The organism is Vibrio sp. Vb1018, assembly GCF_033338775.1.
GTDB classification, from domain to species: domain Bacteria; phylum Pseudomonadota; class Gammaproteobacteria; order Enterobacterales; family Vibrionaceae; genus Vibrio; species Vibrio alginolyticus.
The window spans coordinates 17,087-30,766 of the sequence record NZ_JAWOTI010000034.1; the positions used below are offsets into that span (position 1 = coordinate 17,087).

The following is a 13,680-nucleotide window of genomic DNA, read 5'->3' on the forward strand; positions in this document are numbered from 1 at the left end:
AAACAAAAAGGGCAGCGAAGCTGCCCTTTTCAATACCTTGCCTTACTTCATTGCTAACAGTTTGCTGTAGCGTTCAAGCTTGTCCATGCTAACTTTCGCGTTTGCCATGAAAGTTTGTCTCGCTTTGCCTGTCAGGGATTTAGATTGTGGCAAATTCACCGTGCGCGGGTTTTTATGGACACCATTCACAAGGAACTCATAGTGCAGGTGAGGGCCAGTTACACGGCCAGTTCCGCCAAGCGTACCGATGGTTTGGCCTTGCTTAACGCGTTGACCAGCTCGTACAGTACGTTTGGTTAAGTGCAGGTACTTGGTAATGTAAGTATTACTATGTTTAATGAAAACGTAGTTACCATTAAATTTGTTGTAAGACGATTTTTGAACGACGCCATCACCAGCCGCCCAAATCGGGGTACCCACCGGTGCCGCATAGTCCGTGCCTCTATGAGGACGAACGCGTCCCGTCACTGGATGTAAGCGGCGTGGGTTGAAATTAGACGAAACTCGACGGAAATCCAACGGCGCGCGTAAGAATGCTTTTTTCATTGCACGCCCATTTTCGTCGTAATACTTGCCACTTTTCTGATCCAATATTGCGGTAAAGGTATCGCCTTGGTTTTTAAAGATCGCAGCAATGATTTTTCCACGGCCGATTACTTCACCTTCTACCACTTCCTCTTGGTAAAGTACTCGGAAGCTGTCGTTTTTACGAATATCTAAAGCAAAGTCGATGTCCCAACCAAATATGCCAGCCAGTTCCATGATTTGGTTACCATTTAATCCAGAAGATATTCCTGCATTCCAAAAGTTTGATTTGATGGTGGCTTCAGCGTAGTTGTACTGGAAGTCGACTTCTTTTTTATCAACTTCAGAAACGTACTTGCCGTCTTTTAATGTGATACGAAAAGTCTCGAACGCGCTTAGTGTTCTTCTTAGCTGCACCAAGTCGCTATTTTCGTCAAAACCAAATTGCAATCGGTCACCAGGTCGAAGCCGAGTTAACTGTTTTTCCACTTCTTTGTCTGATGACACCAGTTCATGTAATAGACGAGCAGAAAGCCCTACGCGACTAAATAAGATGGCAGCACTCTCGCCATTTTTTACCTTGTATGTCTCCCAGCGCAGCACGGCGGGAACCGCAGGCGATGAACTATTTAGTGCACTGAGTTCGAGGGAAACTGGCACAGGATAATGTTGACCAACTTTTAATCGGCTCTGCTGCGGGTCTAGGTCTTGCGGATCAGGTAAAAAGAAGAGCGCGAAGATAATCAGCGCACTAAAAAAACCGATCAATACTTTGTGCAAGAGTGGAAGTCGGACAAAAATCGAATGCATGAGGTACTTGATTGCTAAATTAAACGGAAAAAGTGACAACTACCTAGTCTAACGTGTTTCAAAATGCATCGCTATTCAAGTAATATGTTCAGCTATTATATTTTTGCCAAATCTGTGGGAGTGAACAAGAATGGCGAGCATTGAAGCTGCACTAGCCGAGATTAAGCGCGGTGTTGAAGAGCTGATTCCAGAAGAAGAGCTAATCGCAAAACTAAAAGAAGACCGTCCTCTACGTATTAAATTGGGCGCTGATCCAACAGCACCTGACATTCACCTAGGCCATACGGTTATTTTCAATAAGCTTCGCTTGTTCCAAGAACTAGGTCATGAAGTGACGTTCCTAATCGGTGACTTCACTGCAATGGTTGGTGACCCAACAGGTAAAAACACAACTCGTCCACCGCTAAGTCGTGAAGACGTATTGCGTAACGCTGAAACGTACAAAGAGCAAGTGTTCAAAATTCTCGATCCTGCAAAGACTAAAATTCAGTTTAACTCTGAGTGGCTGTCTGAACTGGGCGCAGAAGGTATGATTCGCCTTGCGGCAAACCAAACCGTTGCTCGTATGCTAGAGCGTGACGACTTTAAAAAGCGTTACGCGGGTGGTCAGCCAATTGCTATTCATGAGTTCATGTACCCACTTCTACAAGGCTGGGACTCAGTAGCAATGGAAACGGATGTTGAATTAGGTGGTACAGACCAGAAGTTCAACCTTCTAATGGGTCGTGAACTGCAAAAGTCTCACGGTCAAAAACCTCAGGTTGTACTGATGATGCCGCTTCTAGTGGGCCTTGATGGCGAGAAGAAGATGTCTAAGTCAGCAAACAACTACATCGGTATCAGCGAAGCGCCAAGCGAAATGTTTGGTAAAATCATGTCTATTTCTGATGACCTAATGTGGAGCTACTACGAGCTGCTCTCTTTCCGTCCTCTGGAAGAGATTGCTCAATTCAAAGCTGATGTAGAAGCGGGCAAAAACCCTCGTGACATCAAAGTATTGCTAGCAAAAGAAATTATTGCTCGTTTCCACAGTGAAGCCGATGCCGATGCAGCAGAGCAAGAATTCGTAAACCGTTTTGCGAAGAACCAAATTCCTGATGAAATGCCAGAGTTTGACTTTGACGCAGGTCGCCCAGTGAGTAATCTGTTGAAAGAAGCAGGCTTATGTCCATCATCGTCAGATGCGATGCGCATGGTTAAGCAGGGCGCTGTGAAGATTGATGGTGAAAAAATTGCGGACAGCAAATTTGCTCCAGAAGCGGGTACTTACGTGTTCCAAGTCGGCAAACGTAAATTTGCTCGTATTACTATTCAGTAATTCATAATGACTGCAAATGAAAGCGTCTGAAGGGCGCTTTTTTTGTATGAAAATTTAGCAAAAACGGCAAAGTAAAACTTCCATACCTGATGAACTTTGCTACTATACTTGCGCTGCCAATAATGGCAGCGCTATCGGAGATTTACATGAACAATACCGACCATCCTCCCAGTCGTTGGGTGAGTAAGATTAAGGGAGCGAAATAACCCGCTTCGGTATTGGCGATCTCCGCCTTACCTAAGTGGTGAGGCATCTTTTCTAACTTTCTTCTCGTTATTTCCTTCATACATTCTGAATAGACAGTGCATTCGCATTGGTTTTCTCTGTGCATCTTAATTGTTGTCTGACTTTTAGCGTGCGAGAGTGGCTTTTTCATGCTTTGTCGATGGTCGTTACCAATGCCAATCGGGAGATTCGCCATGACGGTAATGAACAACACTTTTATTGAAACAACACCAAACTTTTCTGAAGTAGAAATTGGTGCAGCTCGCAATGCATTCTTGCAGTACGAGCAAGAGCAACAAGTCCATTTGCTTACGGTTATGCCGATTGATGAGGCTGTAGGTATTTTACAGCATTGCTCTGTCGGCTATGTGAATAGTCTTATTGCTCAACTTGAGCAAGCAGGTCATGACAAACGCGCACGTCATTATGCTCACCAACTGGGTCTGCATATGTCTGAAGTTGATACACCCGATGGTTATTTATCAACTAGTGTTTTAGGGCATGTAAAACAGCGTATTGGATGGATCATTGCGCTGGCTCTTTTAGGGATAGTGTCAGGCTTGATCATCGCTCAGTATGAGGACACCCTTAGTCAGCTTGTTTTACTTGCAGTGTACATGCCAGTGATTGCAGCTGCTGGTGGTAACACAGGAACACAAGCAGCAACTTTGGTGATTCGTGCTCTTGCTACTGGAGAGTTAAAAAAACGCCAATGGTTAGAAGTTTTGTGGAAAGAGAGCCGAGTCGCTCTATTTATTGCGCTAGCGATCGCTATCGTGATGATTGGACGCATTATGTTATTTAGTGCAGGACAATCAACAGGAGGCTTTGAACTGACCGATATCGCACTGGCAATAGCAGTTGCGCTGTTCATTCAAGTCACCATTTCTACAACATTGGGCGGGCTGTTGCCAATTATTGCACGAGCTTGCAAGTTGGACCCAGCCGTATTGGTGAGTCCAGTTCTTGCGTCTATCGTCGATATTTCAGGAATGTGGATTTACTTTAACGTGGTGAACTATTTCTTAGGTATTGCCTGACTAAAGTTCACAATGTCATTGTAAAAAAGCTGCTCAAAATGTGTAATCGGGGCGATGACAGGTGTGTTGTCGTCCCGTTTTTCTGGGAAGTAGTCTGAAACAAACTGAACAAAAATGGTGTTAGGTTGACCATTTTTATCCAAGCCATATCCAGCCATATTGTAAGTCCCGTAGATAGAGCCACTTTTCGCGATCAGCTGTCCTTTAATTGGAAGTTTTCGCATACTTTGTCGGTACTTTAATGTGCCGGATTCACCTGATTTCGGCATGATGGCAATCAATTTGAGTTCGTTTTCATGCTTCCAAATATAGCGCAGCATTTCAGCCATCTTGGTCGCGGAGATCCGGTTATTTCGCGAAAGTCCTGAGCCGTCTTCTAGGCGCGCATTACGAATATCAATACCAGTGTTGGCGAAAATGATCTGCTTGATCGCTTCTGTACCGTTAGTAAAACTGCCTGGCTGAACGAAAAATTTAGCACCAAGTGTTTTGGTTAATGTGTCGGCAATCAAGTTGTCAGAGTTTTTGAGCATATCTTCAAGAATGTCTGGTAAGGCCTTTGATTGATGCATTGCGATGAGCTTTCGCTGCTTTTCTGGCGCCGTACCGACCCTAATCTTTCCTGATACCCCAATGTTGAGCTCCTTGAGCAAAGTCGCCAACCTTTGACTGGTGTAACGCTCAGGGTCTTGAACCGCAAATTTCAGTGGCAATGGTTTGTCTCTTTCAACCAAGCACCCTGTTAGCTTGTAGTTGTTATCGGGATTTGCAACTAAACCTAAGTCACAATGACGACTTTTCTTAATGGTTTTAGAAACTGTTTCTACGGTACTTGTGACACGAATAGGTTGATGCTCTGGTACGTAGACCCGCGTTCCACCATCTTTTTGTGTATAGATAGAGGCTTGTACACAGTTGTTATTGAGTGTGATGGTCGATGCCGGAGCGCTGTAGCAAACTCCCAAGATATCCCACGGCCAGCCCACCGCACGGTTATAACCAGTGAATGCGCTGTTATCGAGCCATAGGTCACCGTTAATCCGTTTTAAGCCATTTTTCTTAGCTAGAGTGAGAAGTGATTTTAAGTCGTTGGTTTGGAGTGTTGGGTCGCCGACAAAGTAAATCACTGCATCTGAGTTCGATGTTTCCAGCTTGGTTCGAAACCGGAAGTTATCACCCAGTTCTAACTTCGCGGCTAATGCGGTGACGATTTTTAATGTACTCGCTGGTGGGAACAGTTGTTCGGTAGGATGAACACCGTCAAGCTCAGCATTTTCACTGAGTTTTTCCGCAACTAAACTGATGCGGGCGCCTTCAGGCAACACCTCTTGATGAGGGTACGCTTGTGAAAAAGCAGAAAGTAATGAAGAGAATATGAGCAAGGGCCAACGTAAACGCATAATGATACTTTCTAAGGTGAGTTATGTGATTGAGTATACGCAAGTCCTTTCAATATGCTAGGTAACTAAAGAAATGCTTCAAATGTCTTCATGAATGAGACACGAGAGAAAGGCGCGCTGCTTAAAATGAAGTATAAAAAATGCCCGCTTAAAGCGGGCATTCGATATTCTAGTCAAAGACCGGAATTAGAAGTCGTAACGTAGACCTAGAGCTAGCTCGTCTTCAGCATCGATCTTAGTTGCAACTGTTTTGCTAGTGTCAGTTGAACCAAACTTGTCACCTGCATCAATCAGGTTGAAGTTGTAAGAAATGTAACCACGGAAGTTAGGCTTGAAGTAGTAAGAAGCATCAACAGCAAAGTTGTTTGCAGAAGTTTCGTTGTTAGTTTCTGCATTGTTGTATGATGTTGTAAATACTGTTTGGCCTAGAGTGTAAGCACCCGCTAGCTCGTAACCAGTGTAATCAACTGTGTTACTGTTGTTTGAATCTTCCATTTTCTCGCCGTCAGTGAATACACCAGCGAAGTAAAGATCAGACATTGTGTAAGATGCAGCTAGCATGTACTCGTTAGCTTTGTCTTGATCTGCGTAACCAGCACCTAGCTCAAGACCAGTGTCAGCTAGAGCGTAGATTGCAGATAGAGAGTAACCGTCTTGTTTGTTGTCGTAGTACTCACCAGTGTTTTCGTTTTCCATACGATCAGCGAAGCGGTAGCTTGCTTTTACGCTTAGGTTTTCAAACTGGCCTTTGTAAGCCATCATGTTGTCTGTACGGTCTGATACAGCTAGTTTGTCTGCTGCAGAGTTACCGTGGTAAGCCATGATATCTGTGAAGTCAGTGATAACGCCTAGTGCACCTTCAGTTTTACCGTATGCGAACTCACCGTAAGCACCGCCAAGACCAGCGTAAGCAAGACGAGTTTCTAGATCGCTCTTGTCGTCGCCGTCTACAGTACCGTTTTGAGCAGTCTCAAATTCACCTTCCCAGAAACCAACACCGTATAGGTTGTCATTGATTTCTTGTTTACCAAGGAAGTTTAGACGGATGCGAGATTTGTCTTGAGCGTCGCCATCTTTCATAGATAGACGTGCTTCAGCACGGCCGCCCATTTCTAGAGAAGTACCGTCTTGGTTGTAAAGTTCAGCTGCGTTTACGCCAGTTGCCATAGCTGCTGCAGATACAGAAAGAGCAATTAGAGTCTTTTTCATCTTATTTGTCCTAGTTAGCTGTCCATAATCATTGTTGTATGGGGGAGAGGTGATCTCTCACAAGTTGTTGGTCCAAAATTGGCTAATTGAGCGATATAGTTCGCACTTGTAAGCCATTGATCTAACAACTCGCTGGACATGTTTTACTGCTAAAGTTTCCGTATGAGTTAGTAAAATGATATAAATCTCACTGATGAACACTGTTCAATTGTGCGTTGTTTTTATTTAAATTACTGTTTTTTATTGAAATTATTGGCAATGACATTGACCTGACATTGATTAGTTTTTATCTTTTTTGAGGTTTTTGGTGTAATGAACAGTGTTGTTTTTCAATAAATTGAGAAGGTGATTCGCCCTAGAACCGCTCTAAAAGTGAGTTATATCATTATGCCGAAAAGGCATAGTCTTGCTGCTTTTCGAATTAAGATGATTTCGTCCGGGAGTTTGTTTACACTAAACGAAATACATCTTTAAGCGCACTACCCAGTCCTATGACAGGGTGGGCTTTTTTTGTCCAAAGACCCATTTGGGCTTGAGGTTATAAAATGGAAAAAGTTCCAATGACACTACGTGGCGAGCAAAAGCTACGTGCAGAACTCGATCGTCTACTTAAACTACGTCCTCAGATCTCAGAGGCAATTGCTGAAGCTCGTGAGCTAGGTGATTTAAAAGAGAATGCTGAATATCACGCCGCTCGTGAAGAGCAGGGCATTTGTGAAGCACAAATCCGTGACATTGAATACAAACTGTCAGTTGCTCAAGTTATTGATGTAACGAAGATGGAGAACACGGGTAAAGTTATTTTTGGTTCAACCGTAACCTTGATTGATATCGACACCGAAGAAGAAAAAACGTACCAAATCGTTGGTGATGATGAAGCCGATATCAAAGCAGGTCGCATTTCAGTGAGCTCACCTATTGCTCGTGGCCTGATTGGTAAGATGGAAGGTGATGAAGTTGCTATTCAAACTCCGGGTGGCGCGAAAGACTTCGAAATTGACCGAGTAGAATATATCTAAGTCGTTTGGAGTAGCATTACTGCCCTGATAAAACGCAAAAAGGTCGCCTCAGGCGACCTTTTTTCTTCAGCAACGTAAGTAGAGTTACTTACGAGGGATTTCGATTTTACGCTCTTCAGACTGGCGGTATAGCACAAGCACTTTACCAATAGTCTGAACTTTTTCAGCGCCCGTCTCACGTACGATAGCGTCGATGATTAGCTGTTTTGTTTCACGATCTTCCGAAGCAACTTTTACTTTGATAAGTTCGTGATGGTTAAGAGCGATTTCAATTTCTGCTAGCACGGCTTCTGTAAGTCCATTTGCGCCCATTAGCACAACAGGTTTTAAACTGTGAGCTAGGCCTTTAAGGTGCTGCTTTTGTTTGGTGCTTAGGTTCATTACGCGGCCAATTTTCTTTAAAATAAGGGTTGAAAAAAGCTATTTTAACGCCATCTATTGCTGAAGACTATAATTTATTGAGTAATAGGTAGCGCCTATTAAAACAATAGCTCCAATTTGTGCCTTGTTGGGATTAAAATGAGTAAACAAAAACATTCGGCTAGTTCTGGTCGTTGGTTGAAAGAACACTTTGATGATAAATACGCGAATGAAGCCCGAAAAAAAGGCTACCGCTCACGTGCTTATTTCAAGATCGATGAGATTCAAACGAAAGATAAATTGTTAAAGCCTGGAATGACAGTCGTCGACTTGGGGGCTGCGCCGGGCGGATGGTCTCAATATGCTGCTAAGATAGTAGGGGACAGTGGTCAGATCATTGCGTGTGACTTGCTTCCTATGGACCCGATTGCTGGCGTTAGCTTTTTACAAGGCGACTTTCGTGATGATGCAGTATTGGAAGCTTTGCTAGAAAGGATCCAACCTTCCATGGTAGACGTAGTAATGTCTGATATGGCGCCTAACATCGCGGGAAACAATTCTGTTGATCAACCTCGCGCTATGTATTTAGTTGAATTAGCTTTAGATATGTGTCGACAAGTTCTAGCGCCTAATGGTAGCTTTGTCGTAAAGGTTTTCCAAGGGGAAGGCTTCGATCAGTATGTGAAAGAAGTCCGAGACATGTTTAAAGCCGTAAAAATTAGAAAACCAGACTCATCGCGAGCTCGCTCTCGAGAGGTCTTCGTCGTAGCCACTGGTTACAAAGGTTAACCATTTTGCTCTCTTGAGAGCGTGTTAACACTATAGCTACAGTTAATGAACTGTAGTACCCTACCTTTAATTACAATTAGTTATCGAGAGGCTTACACCTTGAGTGACATGGCAAAAAATTTAATTCTGTGGCTTGTTATCGCCGTCGTATTGATGTCGGTATTCCAGAGCTTTGGCCCTGGAGAAAGCAATGGCAGAACCGTGGATTACACCACGTTTGTACAGGAAGTTGGCCAAGGCCAGATTCAAGAAGCAACTTTTAAAGACGGTGAAATTAGCTTTGTTCGTCGTGGCGGCGGTGCCAAAATGGTCACTTACATGCCAGTGTATGACCAAAAGCTTCTAGATGACCTAATTAACCAAAACGTGAAAGTACAAGGCACGCCTCCAGAAGAGCAAAGCTTGCTGGGTACTATCTTCATCTCTTGGTTCCCAATGATCTTACTAATTGGTGTATGGATTTTCTTCATGCGTCAAATGCAAGGCGGCGGGGGTAAAGGCGCCATGTCTTTTGGTAAGAGCAAAGCTCGAATGATGAGCGAAGAACAAATCAAGACAACTTTTGCTGACGTTGCAGGTTGTGACGAAGCAAAAGAAGACGTGAAAGAGCTGGTGGACTACCTACGCGATCCAAGCCGCTTCCAAAAGCTGGGCGGTAAGATTCCAACGGGTGTTCTAATGGTTGGTCCTCCTGGTACGGGTAAAACGCTTCTAGCGAAAGCCATTGCCGGTGAGGCGAAAGTACCATTCTTCACTATCTCTGGTTCTGATTTCGTAGAAATGTTCGTTGGTGTTGGTGCATCTCGTGTGCGTGACATGTTTGAACAAGCAAAGAAAGCCGCACCTTGTATCATCTTTATCGATGAGATCGATGCGGTAGGTCGTCAACGTGGCGCAGGTGTTGGTGGTGGTCATGATGAACGTGAACAAACACTAAACCAAATGCTCGTTGAGATGGATGGTTTCGAAGGTAACGAAGGTATTATCGTTATCGCTGCGACTAACCGTCCGGATGTGCTGGACCCTGCGTTACTGCGTCCTGGTCGTTTTGACCGCCAAGTGGTAGTTGGTCTTCCAGATGTACGTGGCCGTGAACAGATCCTAAAAGTTCACATGCGTAAGGTCCCTCTAGCGGGTGATGTAGAGCCTTCTCTCATCGCACGTGGTACTCCAGGCTTCTCTGGTGCTGACCTAGCAAACTTAGTTAACGAAGCAGCCCTGTTTGCTGCGCGCGGTAACAAGCGCAACGTTTCTATGGTTGAGTTTGAACTGGCGAAAGACAAAATCATGATGGGTGCTGAGCGCCGTTCAATGGTGATGTCTGAGGAAGTGAAAGAGTCAACCGCATACCACGAAGCGGGTCACGCGATTGTTGGTCGCTTGGTTCCTGAACACGATCCAGTGTACAAAGTGTCTATCATTCCACGTGGTCGTGCGTTGGGTGTAACAATGTACCTTCCAGAGCAGGACCGCGTGAGTATGTCTCGCCAACACCTAGAATCAATGATTTCTAGCTTGTACGGTGGTCGTTTAGCAGAAGAACTTATCTACGGTGCTGACAAAGTATCAACCGGTGCTTCTAATGATATCGAGCGCGCAACAGATATTGCTCGTAAGATGGTTACTCAATGGGGTTTCTCTGAAAAGCTTGGCCCTCTGCTGTATGCAGAAGATGAAGGCGAAGTGTTCTTAGGGCGTAGTGTAACTCAGACTAAACATGTGTCTGACGATACAGCGAAGTTGATTGATGACGAAGTTCGTCAGATCATTGACCGCAACTACGATCGTGCGAAGAAGATTCTTCAAGAGAACATGGATATCATGCATGCGATGAAAGATGCGCTGATGAAGTATGAAACCATTGATGCTCGCCAGATTGATGACTTAATGGAGCGCAAAGCTGAAATTCGTGAGCCTGCGGGCTGGAGTGATAACTCAGCAAGCAAACCAGAAGACAGCGACAAGCCTCAAGCAAAGCAAGAAGTTAAAGAAGAAGCAACGGAGACTGCGAAAGATGCAGAACAGCCTAGCTCTTCTGAAACAACTTCTAACGAAGCGCCTGAAAAGAAAGACTCTGAATAAAGAGTATCGATAATATTAAACCCCGAGTTATCTCGGGGTTTTTGTGTTTATGATGATGATTACAGCAAATAACAAATCTTTGGACCTTTCGCGTCCACATGTCATGGCCATTCTAAATGTGACACCGGATTCCTTTTCGGATGGCGGTAAATACAACTCAATTGAACTTGCTCTTGCTCAAGTTGATAAAATGATAAAGGCTGGTGTAAGTATTGTTGATGTTGGTGGTGAATCGACAAGACCTGGTGCACCGGATGTGTCTTTGGAAGAAGAGCTTAGGCGTGTTGTCCCAGTAATCAAAGCCATTCGTGAAAAATATGATGTATGGATTTCCGTTGACACCAGTAAAGCAGAAGTGATGCGTCAAGCAATTGATGCTGGGGCTGATTTGATCAATGACATCCGCTCGCTGCAAGAGCCAGGTGCTCTGGAAGTCGCAGCAGAAGCAAACCTTCCAATTTGTCTGATGCATATGAAAGGTCAGCCTAGGACCATGCAAGTTGACCCTCATTATGATGATTTAATGGGGGACGTGTCGGCTTTTCTAGAAGAACGTATCGCGGCGTGTGAAGCAGCAGGGATTGATAAATCTCAACTGATTCTCGATCCTGGGTTTGGCTTTGGCAAAACAATCGAACACAATTATCATATGCTTGCTCATCTTGAAAAGTTTCATGAATTCGGCCTGCCTATTTTGGCTGGCATGTCTCGTAAATCCATGATCTTCAAACTGTTAGACAAGCCAGCGGCAGAGTGTACGAACGCAAGTGTCGTTTGTGCTACGATTGCCGCGATGAAAGGCGCGCAGATCATTCGCGTGCATGACTTTGAAGAGACAATCGAAGCGATGAAAGTTGTTGAGATGACGAAAAACAATATTTAAAAATAATAAAGGAAAGTTTATGTCGAATGAAAGACGTTACTTTGGTACTGACGGTGTGCGCGGTAAAGTAGGACAATACCCAATCACTCCAGACTTCGTACTTAAGCTTGGCTGGGCTGCTGGTCGTGTACTAGCGAAACAAGGCACAAAGAAAGTTATCATAGGTAAAGATACACGTATTTCAGGTTATATGCTTGAATCTGCACTAGAGGCTGGCCTTGCAGCTGCGGGACTTAAAGCAACATTTACTGGTCCCATGCCAACTCCAGCTGTGGCATATTTAACTCAGACTTTCCGTGCCGAGGCTGGTATTGTGATTTCTGCATCACATAACCCATATTACGACAACGGCATTAAATTCTTTTCTTCTGAGGGTACTAAGCTACCTGACGATATCGAATTGGCGATCGAAGCTGAGTTAGATAAAGAAATTGAATGTGTGGAGTCTGCTGAGCTTGGTAAAGCAACCCGCCTAAATGATGCAGCTGGTCGTTACATCGAATTCTGTAAGAGTACTTTCCCATCTGAGTTGAGCCTTGCGAACTTTAAGATCGTAGTAGACTGTGCGCACGGTGCAACGTACCACATCGCTCCAAATGTTTTCAAAGAACTTGGGGCAGAAGTTATCGCTATGGGCGTAGAGCCTAACGGCATCAACATTAATGAAAAAGTGGGCGCAACAGACGTACGAGCTCTTCAACAGCGTGTTGTTGAAGAGCAAGCGCACCTTGGTCTCGCATTTGATGGTGATGGTGACCGCATCATTATGGTCGACCACCTAGGTAACAAAGTTGATGGTGACCAAATTGCTTATATCATCGCTCGTGATGCACTTCGTCGTGGTGAGCTAAAGGGTGGTGTTGTTGGTACACTAATGACTAACTTGGGTATGGAAAATGGTTTAAAGCAGCTAGGCATTCCGTTTGTACGTGCTGCTGTTGGTGACCGTTATGTCATGGAGCAACTGCTAGAAAAAGGTTGGAAAATTGGTGCTGAAAACTCAGGCCATGTGATCTTATTAGATAAAGTCACAACCGGCGATGCGATTGTTGCTGCACTTCAAGTACTTGCTTCTGTAATTGGCAGCGATATGTCTTTATATGAACTATCGCAAGGAATGACATTATATCCTCAGGTTTTAGAAAATGTCCGTTTCTCAGGAGAAAGTAACCCTCTTGAAGCTACAGCTGTATTAAACGCTGTCGCTGAAGTAGAGGCGACACTTGGTGATAAAGGGCGTGTACTGCTGCGTAAGTCTGGCACTGAGCCTTTGATCCGCGTTATGGTGGAAGGCGAAGATGGTGAACTAGTTCAACACTCAGCATTGAAAATCGCTGAGGCTGTTAAAGCAAGTTGTTAATCATTGCGTTAAAGCATGTCTTGAATGAAAAGGGCATCTTTTGCCCTTTTTTTGAGCGCTTAACGCATTGGCATTGATTTTTTACTAATTTTCCCTTGTCAGCGTTACTGGCTTTCGCTAGTATTGCTCCGCCTCCCGTTAGGAGGTCGCTAGCCTTGTTCATTATGATTTATTCTTTTGAACGGCGCTGGCTCAACAATTTGGAACATAGGTGGAAAAAATGTTTTCAGTTCTACTTGTGATTTACCTGTTGGCAGCGCTTGGTGTGATTGGCCTTGTGTTGATTCAACAAGGTAAAGGCGCAGATATGGGAGCCTCGTTCGGTGCTGGTGCTTCAAACACAGTGTTTGGTGCTGGCGGCTCAGGTAATTTCTTAACCCGAACAACTGCTATTTTAGCAACCGTATTCTTTATCGTTAGCTTGTTACTTGGTCGTATGTCTACGCACCAGACTGAATCACAATGGGTAGACCCAACGTTAGGTCAACCAGTTGTTGAACAAGTTAAGGATGCAGCGAGTGAAGTTCCTGCCCCTGCGGGTGATGAAATTCCTCAATAAGCTGTAAGGTTTTGATGCCGAGATGGTGAAATTGGTAGACACGCTAGCATGAGGTGCTAGTGCCTTAGGTGTGAGGGTTCGAGTCCCTCTCTCGGCACCAT

At 44.4% G+C, this 13,680-nt stretch carries 12 protein-coding genes and 1 tRNA gene; 9 read left to right on the forward strand and 4 right to left on the reverse strand.

Features of this window, described 5'->3' with window-relative positions; all coding sequences use genetic code 11:
- Positions 1 to 42: 42 nt before the first annotated feature.
- Positions 43 to 1,335, reverse strand: coding sequence for a peptidoglycan DD-metalloendopeptidase family protein (locus R7Z10_RS22670; RefSeq protein ID WP_021707738.1), 1,293 nt, complete (start codon positions 1,333 to 1,335; stop codon positions 43 to 45).
- A gap of 130 nt (positions 1,336 to 1,465) precedes the next feature.
- Between R7Z10_RS22670 and tyrS the strand changes: the two genes are divergently transcribed.
- Complete coding sequence (tyrS, locus tag R7Z10_RS22675; RefSeq protein ID WP_017820416.1) at positions 1,466 to 2,653, forward strand: tyrosine--tRNA ligase; 1,188 nt, start codon at positions 1,466 to 1,468, stop codon at positions 2,651 to 2,653.
- Between the two features lie 419 nt (positions 2,654 to 3,072).
- Entirely contained in the window at positions 3,073 to 3,918 is an 846-nt protein-coding gene (locus tag R7Z10_RS22680) for a magnesium transporter (RefSeq protein WP_005380062.1), read from the forward strand.
- Here the strand turns inward: R7Z10_RS22680 and dacB are convergent.
- Together dacB and R7Z10_RS22690 are read right to left on the reverse strand one after the other, a co-directional pair.
- A complete protein-coding gene (gene dacB / locus R7Z10_RS22685) occupies positions 3,897 to 5,318 on the reverse strand; it encodes a serine-type D-Ala-D-Ala carboxypeptidase (RefSeq protein ID WP_017820417.1) in 1,422 nt (473 codons plus the stop codon). The two genes, R7Z10_RS22680 and dacB, sit on opposite strands and share 22 nt — an antisense overlap.
- Positions 5,319 to 5,504: 186 nt before the next feature.
- Entirely contained in the window at positions 5,505 to 6,527 is a 1,023-nt protein-coding gene (locus R7Z10_RS22690; protein ID WP_005386521.1) for a porin, read from the reverse strand.
- A gap of 545 nt (positions 6,528 to 7,072) precedes the next feature.
- Here R7Z10_RS22690 and greA point away from each other — a divergent pair.
- A complete protein-coding gene (greA, locus tag R7Z10_RS22695) occupies positions 7,073 to 7,546 on the forward strand; it encodes a transcription elongation factor GreA (protein ID WP_005380065.1) in 474 nt (157 codons plus the stop codon).
- An 84-nt stretch (positions 7,547 to 7,630) separates the two neighbouring features.
- Here the strand turns inward: greA and yhbY are convergent, their stop codons facing one another.
- Positions 7,631 to 7,927 carry a ribosome assembly RNA-binding protein YhbY gene (gene yhbY / locus R7Z10_RS22700; RefSeq protein WP_005380066.1) on the reverse strand — a complete coding sequence of 99 codons (297 nt, stop codon included), beginning with the start codon at positions 7,925 to 7,927 and terminating at the stop codon, positions 7,631 to 7,633.
- A gap of 138 nt (positions 7,928 to 8,065) precedes the next feature.
- Here yhbY and rlmE point away from each other — a divergent pair, with 138 nt between their 5' ends.
- The 6 genes from rlmE to R7Z10_RS22730 all read left to right on the forward strand — a co-directional run bounded on the left by rlmE (position 8,066) and on the right by R7Z10_RS22730 (position 13,679).
- Positions 8,066 to 8,695 (forward strand): 23S rRNA (uridine(2552)-2'-O)-methyltransferase RlmE, encoded by a 630-nt coding sequence (gene rlmE, locus R7Z10_RS22705; RefSeq protein ID WP_005388985.1) that lies wholly within the window; start codon positions 8,066 to 8,068, stop codon positions 8,693 to 8,695.
- A gap of 108 nt (positions 8,696 to 8,803) precedes the next feature.
- Complete coding sequence (gene ftsH / locus R7Z10_RS22710) at positions 8,804 to 10,777, forward strand: ATP-dependent zinc metalloprotease FtsH (RefSeq protein ID WP_017635895.1); 1,974 nt, start codon at positions 8,804 to 8,806, stop codon at positions 10,775 to 10,777.
- A gap of 52 nt (positions 10,778 to 10,829) precedes the next feature.
- Positions 10,830 to 11,660 carry a dihydropteroate synthase gene (gene folP, locus R7Z10_RS22715; RefSeq protein WP_017820419.1) on the forward strand — a complete coding sequence of 277 codons (831 nt, stop codon included), beginning with the start codon at positions 10,830 to 10,832 and terminating at the stop codon, positions 11,658 to 11,660.
- Positions 11,661 to 11,679: 19 nt separating this feature from the next.
- The gene (gene glmM, locus R7Z10_RS22720; RefSeq protein WP_005388992.1) at positions 11,680 to 13,020 is read left to right on the forward strand and encodes a phosphoglucosamine mutase; all 1,341 of its coding nucleotides are present in this window, start codon (positions 11,680 to 11,682) and stop codon (positions 13,018 to 13,020) included.
- A 220-nt stretch (positions 13,021 to 13,240) separates the two neighbouring features.
- Positions 13,241 to 13,579, forward strand: coding sequence for a preprotein translocase subunit SecG (gene secG, locus R7Z10_RS22725; protein ID WP_005380080.1), 339 nt, complete (start codon positions 13,241 to 13,243; stop codon positions 13,577 to 13,579).
- 16 nt (positions 13,580 to 13,595) lie between these two features.
- Positions 13,596 to 13,679, forward strand: a tRNA-Leu gene (locus R7Z10_RS22730).
- The last annotated feature ends 1 nt before the right edge of the window (position 13,680 follow it).

Bases quoted from the DNA above. Each gene is read 5' to 3' on its own strand.
- R7Z10_RS22670 (WP_021707738.1), bottom strand. From the start codon at position 1,335: ATGCATTCGATTTTTGTCCGACTTCCACTCTTGCACAAAGTATTGATC.
- tyrS (WP_017820416.1), top strand. From the start codon at position 1,466: ATGGCGAGCATTGAAGCTGCACTAGCCGAGATTAAGCGCGGTGTTGAA.
- R7Z10_RS22680 (WP_005380062.1), top strand. From the start codon at position 3,073: ATGACGGTAATGAACAACACTTTTATTGAAACAACACCAAACTTTTCT.
- dacB (WP_017820417.1), bottom strand. From the start codon at position 5,318: ATGCGTTTACGTTGGCCCTTGCTCATATTCTCTTCATTACTTTCTGCT.
- R7Z10_RS22690 (WP_005386521.1), bottom strand. From the start codon at position 6,527: ATGAAAAAGACTCTAATTGCTCTTTCTGTATCTGCAGCAGCTATGGCA.
- greA (WP_005380065.1), top strand. From the start codon at position 7,073: ATGGAAAAAGTTCCAATGACACTACGTGGCGAGCAAAAGCTACGTGCA.
- yhbY (WP_005380066.1), bottom strand. From the start codon at position 7,927: ATGAACCTAAGCACCAAACAAAAGCAGCACCTTAAAGGCCTAGCTCAC.
- rlmE (WP_005388985.1), top strand. From the start codon at position 8,066: ATGAGTAAACAAAAACATTCGGCTAGTTCTGGTCGTTGGTTGAAAGAA.
- ftsH (WP_017635895.1), top strand. From the start codon at position 8,804: ATGGCAAAAAATTTAATTCTGTGGCTTGTTATCGCCGTCGTATTGATG.
- folP (WP_017820419.1), top strand. From the start codon at position 10,830: ATGATGATTACAGCAAATAACAAATCTTTGGACCTTTCGCGTCCACAT.
- glmM (WP_005388992.1), top strand. From the start codon at position 11,680: ATGTCGAATGAAAGACGTTACTTTGGTACTGACGGTGTGCGCGGTAAA.
- secG (WP_005380080.1), top strand. From the start codon at position 13,241: ATGTTTTCAGTTCTACTTGTGATTTACCTGTTGGCAGCGCTTGGTGTG.